The organism is Porticoccus sp. (assembly GCF_041592135.1).
Taxonomy (GTDB): domain Bacteria; phylum Pseudomonadota; class Gammaproteobacteria; order Pseudomonadales; family Porticoccaceae; genus Porticoccus.
On sequence record NZ_JBFHQR010000158.1, the window covers coordinates 1 to 4,699 of the forward strand.

A 4,699-nucleotide genomic window follows, 5' to 3' on the forward strand; every position below is an offset into this window, starting at 1 on the left:
AGCACAATGGGCCGGAAGCGATCCCGCGCACCCTGCACCACCGCATCCACGGCATGCCAACCCTCTTTCCTCAGTTGATTGATGCGGTCAATCAGCACCAGGTTGTCGTTCACCACTACACCCGCCGCCGCCAGCACCCCCATCATGGAGGGCATGCTGATTTCCTTGCCAAACAGCATGTGCCCGAGGATGGCGCCGGCGATACCGAACGGCACGGCACTGAGAATAATCACCGGCTGCCAGTAGGAACGGAATTCCACCGCCAGGAACGCATAGATGGCCAACAGCGCCAACAGCATCAGTTGCAGGAAGCCGACCTCGAACTCCTGCTGGTCTTTCTGCGCGCCGGCCACCTCCAGAGTCAGCCCCGGGTATTTGGCCAACAGTGCCGGCCACTGCTGCCCCAGCAACGCGGCCACCACCTCATTGGCGGAGGATGCACCCCGCGCCAGTTCACCCTCGATTTCCACCATGCGCATCCGGTCGCGCCGCTTGATTTCGGTATAACCCGGCACAAACCCGGCCTCCGCCACCGCGCCAAAGGGCAGCTCGCGACCGTCACCCGTGCGGATACGCAATTCGTCGAGGGAGGAGACCCTGGCCCGCTCGGTTTCCGGATAGCGCACCATCACCTTCACATCTTCTTTTTCCCGGGGGATGCGCTGGGCCTCCGCGCCGTAAAAGGCGTTGCGCAATTGCCCGGCAATGTCACTGAGGCCGATGCCGAGGGTATCGGCATTGTCCCGCAGACTGATCTCAATTTCCTTGCGGGCCGTGCGCAGGGAGCTGGAGACATTAAACACCCCCGGGTAGCTGAGCAGCGCCTTTTCAATTTCCGCCGACGCCCCGCGCAAGGCCTCCATATCGCGACCTTTCAACAGCAGGTTGATATCCTTGGGGCGCCCCATCAGGGTGAACTCAACCTCATAGTCCTCCACATTTTCCACCGCGCCGATATGCTTGCGCCACAGTTCTGCCACCGCCCGCGACGACACCGCGCGGGTTTCATTGCTGGCCAGTTCCAGCACCACCGACACCAGATTTTCCCTGCTCTCGGCGTAGTGGTTGCGCAGTATCGAACTGCCATCCGCGGCGATCAGCAGCGGCTCCCGCTGCAGGGCCTCGACCCCCTGTTCAAACTGGTCCATGATTGCCAGCGAGCGGTTGAATCCGGCCCCCTCCGGCAATTCCGCGGTGGCGCGCAGATACTCCCCCTCCACCACCGGAAAAAAGGCCACCCGCAACCAGCCGGTAAAGAAAACCCCCAGCACCACCATCAACAGCGCCAGAAACAGCGCCATGGTGATACCGCTGTGCCGCAATGCCCGCTCCAGCAGCGGTCGGTACTGTCGCTCCACAAACGTCTTCAATAGCGCAGAGGTCCGGTGTCGCATCCGGTACAGCCATCGCGCCGGCCACCAGCGCGGCTCCCGTTCCGGCTTGAGGTGGCGCAGGTGCGCCGGCAGGATCAGGAAGGATTCCAGTAGGGAAAAGGCCAGGGCAATTAACGCCACCTTGGGCATCTCCGCCATCAGCTTGGTGGAGTCCCCCGGCAACAACAGCATCGGCACAAACACAATCATGGTGGTCAGCACCGCAAAGGTAACCGGTTTGGACACCGACTTCGCCCCCAGTGCGGCGCTTTCCAGTCCACTCAGCCCCCGCTCGTGGTGGGCGTAGACACTTTCCCCCACCACGATGGCGTCGTCCACCACGATGCCCAGGATCAGCAAAAAGGCGAACAGGGAGACCACGTTGAGGCTGATGCCCAGATAGGGCATCAGCCACAGGGTACCCACGTAGGCGATGCCGATCCCCGCCGCCACCCAGAAGGCTAGTACCGGGCGCAGGAACAGTACCAGCAGGCAGAACACCAGCAGCAGTCCACCCAGGGCATTGCGCAGCAGCAGGTCAATGCGGCTGTTCAGATACACCGACAGATCGCGCCACACCTCCAGCTCCACCCCAGGCTGCAAACTGGGCAGTTTGCGCTCGATGTACTCCCGCACGGCGGCAGAGGTGGTGATCACATCGGGGTTGCGGGTATTGAACAGGTTGATAAATACCGCCGGTTTGCCGTTGAAGCGGGACACCAGGTCCTGCTCGGCAAAACCGTCGTTGATGTGGGCGATATCCCCCAGCCGCACCTCGGTACCGTCCACATCCCGCAGCACCACAATGCGTTCAAAGTCGGCCCGACGGTAGGCCTGCCCCCGGGTCTGCAACACGATATCGCCGGCCTGTTCCCGCACCTCTCCGGCCGGCAGGTTCAGCGATGAGCGACGGATGGCGGCCACCACGTCCTCGAAGCGCAACTGATAGCGGCGCAGGGTTTCCTCGGCGATTTCGACGGACACCTCCTCCGGACGGGTGCCGCCGATTTCCGCCAGCGTCACCCCCGGCAGGTTGATCACCTCGTCGCGGATGCTTTCCGCCAGTTTTTTCAGGTCGCTCTCATTCAGCGGCCCCGCCACCGCCAGGCTGAGTATCTGGGTGCGCGCCAGCACTTCCCTGATCTGCGGTCGCTCTGAATCCACCGGAAAGGTGTTGATGGCATCGACCCGGGATTTCACATCGTTGAGCAGTTTCTGGGTGCTGTAACCGTCGGCCACCTCAATCTCGATGCGACCGCCACCCTGGTAGGCAAAGGAGCGCATTTCCTCAATGCCGTCCAGGTCGTGAACCTCCTCCTCCACCCGGATGCAGATTTGCTCCTCCACTTCACGGGGACCGGCACCGGGATAGGGCACCTCCACCTGCACCACGTCCCGGGGGATTTTCGGAAACATTTCCTTATCGAGCCCCGGCAGGCTGGTCACCCCGCCCACCAGAATCATCCACATCAGCAAATTGGCGGCGATGGGGTTGTTGACCCACCAGGCGATCAGTCCTTTGCCGGGCACGCTCATGGCGTGTCCGCCAGCGCACTGCCCATCACCGGCTCCACCGCCATGCCTTCCACCACATAACCGGGACGCTCAATGAGTATCCGCTGTCCCGCCTCAATGCCGCTGACCAGCGCCTGCTCACCGAGCAGCTGCAAGACCCGCACCGGAGTAATATGCAGGCGGTTGTCGCCATCCAGCACCAACAGGCGGTCCTTTTCATAGAGGGCGTCGCGCGGCACCTCAATCACATCGGCAAACTGCTTGCCGGCCACGTCTGCATGGACAAACAGACCGATCACCAGCGGGGGCTGCTGGCGCAACGGCTCGGCCACTTCAACAATGCCGTAGAGCACGCGACTGCGGGTATCCATGCTGGCTTCAGTGCGCACCAATTCGCCGGACCAACTGGCGGCAAGACCGTTAAAGCTGGCGTGGAGCCGGACCGGCAAAGACGCCTGATCCCCCGGCTGTAGGGGGAGGTCGAGCAGTGGCACCTGGGAGGCGGTCAGGGGCAGGCGTATTTCCGCCGTGCCGGTGGCAAAGATGCTGGCCACCTGCATGCCGGGAGACAGGTACTGCCCCCGGTCGACCTGCTTCTCCCTCACCCGGCCGTCAAAGGGCGCGCGAATGGCCGTGCGCTGCAGGTTGATACGGGCCTGCTCCAGATCGGCTTTGGCGGCAGCCAGGGCGGCCTCGGCCGCTTTCAACTGCGGCTCGCGCAGGAACAGCGCGTTGCCCTCGGTATTGCCCAGATCGCGCCATTCCCGTTTCGCCTGGCGCGCCTGACCACGTTCCGTGGCGACGGTTTTCTCGGCGTCAGCCACCCGGGACTCCGCCTGCACCAGGGCAATCCGGTAGTCCCGATCATCCAGTTGCAACAGCAGGTCATGCTGTTGGAAAAAGCCGCCATCGACAAACTGTTCTGACACACTGACCACCTGGCCGCCCACTTGTGCCGCCAGGGTGATCTCTGTTTTTGGTTGTACCGTACCCTGCGCTGTGACGCTGACCCGACGGGTCTGAGGGGAAGCCACCATCGCCGCCATCTTGGGTATCTCGGCCGCTACCGGCGCCTGGGGTTTCGGCAGCGGTTTGGCCATGCTCAGGAGCACCACGATCGCGGCAGCCGACAACAGGATGACAACGGGGATAAACAGTTTCTTGAGCACAGCCATGCCGGGGTGATCTTCCTTATGAGTGGTGGCGACATTATCACAAAATTACCTGCCGGCTTCCCCCCTAACCGCTCGCCACCCGGCGAAGGGAAACCCCGTTATCGACCTGCCCGGCGGGCAGCGTTGTCATCAAAGTTTCTTGAAACTGCCTCTTCCCGGTCATCTGCACTGGCTAGGTTAACGGTAAAGAGGACCATAGCATGCACTACAATGCCGTCTGGCTGTCTGACATTCACCTGGGCTATCGGGACTGCAAGGCAGATTTCCTGCTGGATTTCCTCACCAGAACCCGCTGCGACACCCTTTATCTGGTGGGCGATGTGGTGGATCTGGAGGCCATGAAGCGATCCTTTCTGTGGCCGCGTAACCACCACGAAGTGCTGCGCAAGATCATTGCCCTGGCCAACAATGGCACCCGGGTGATCTACGTCCCCGGCAACCACGATGGCCTGGTGCGGGACATCGTCGGCAATTCGGTACTCAATATCGAAATACACCCCCACTATGTACACACCACCCGCGAGGGCAAGCAGCTGCTGTTGATGCACGGCGACGAATTTGATCACGCGGTGTTGTGCACTCCTTTCACCCGTTTCGTCGGCGACGCCGGTTACAGCCTGCTGCTGCGGTTGAATC

3 protein-coding genes are annotated in these 4,699 nt (G+C 62.1%); 1 reads left to right on the plus strand and 2 read right to left on the minus strand.

The features are described from left to right. Window positions 1-2,909, minus strand: a 2,909-nt coding sequence (locus ABY948_RS11240) for an efflux RND transporter permease subunit (RefSeq protein ID WP_461482628.1), incomplete at its 3' end; no start/stop codon positions are given. Further along, window positions 2,906-4,063 carry an efflux RND transporter periplasmic adaptor subunit gene (locus tag ABY948_RS11245; RefSeq protein WP_461482629.1) on the minus strand — a complete coding sequence of 386 codons (1,158 nt, stop codon included), beginning with the start codon at window positions 4,061-4,063 and terminating at the stop codon, window positions 2,906-2,908. The genes ABY948_RS11240 and ABY948_RS11245, both read right to left, overlap by 4 nt. A gap of 200 nt (window positions 4,064-4,263) precedes the next feature. Between ABY948_RS11245 and ABY948_RS11250 the strand changes: the two genes are divergently transcribed. After that, window positions 4,264-4,699 (plus strand): UDP-2,3-diacylglucosamine diphosphatase (locus ABY948_RS11250; protein ID WP_461482630.1); only part of this gene is annotated, 436 nt, incomplete at its 3' end.

Coding starts and splice junctions, on each gene's coding strand:
- ABY948_RS11245 (WP_461482629.1), bottom strand. CDS start 4,063: ATGGCTGTGCTCAAGAAACTGTTTATCCCCGTTGTCATCCTGTTGTCG.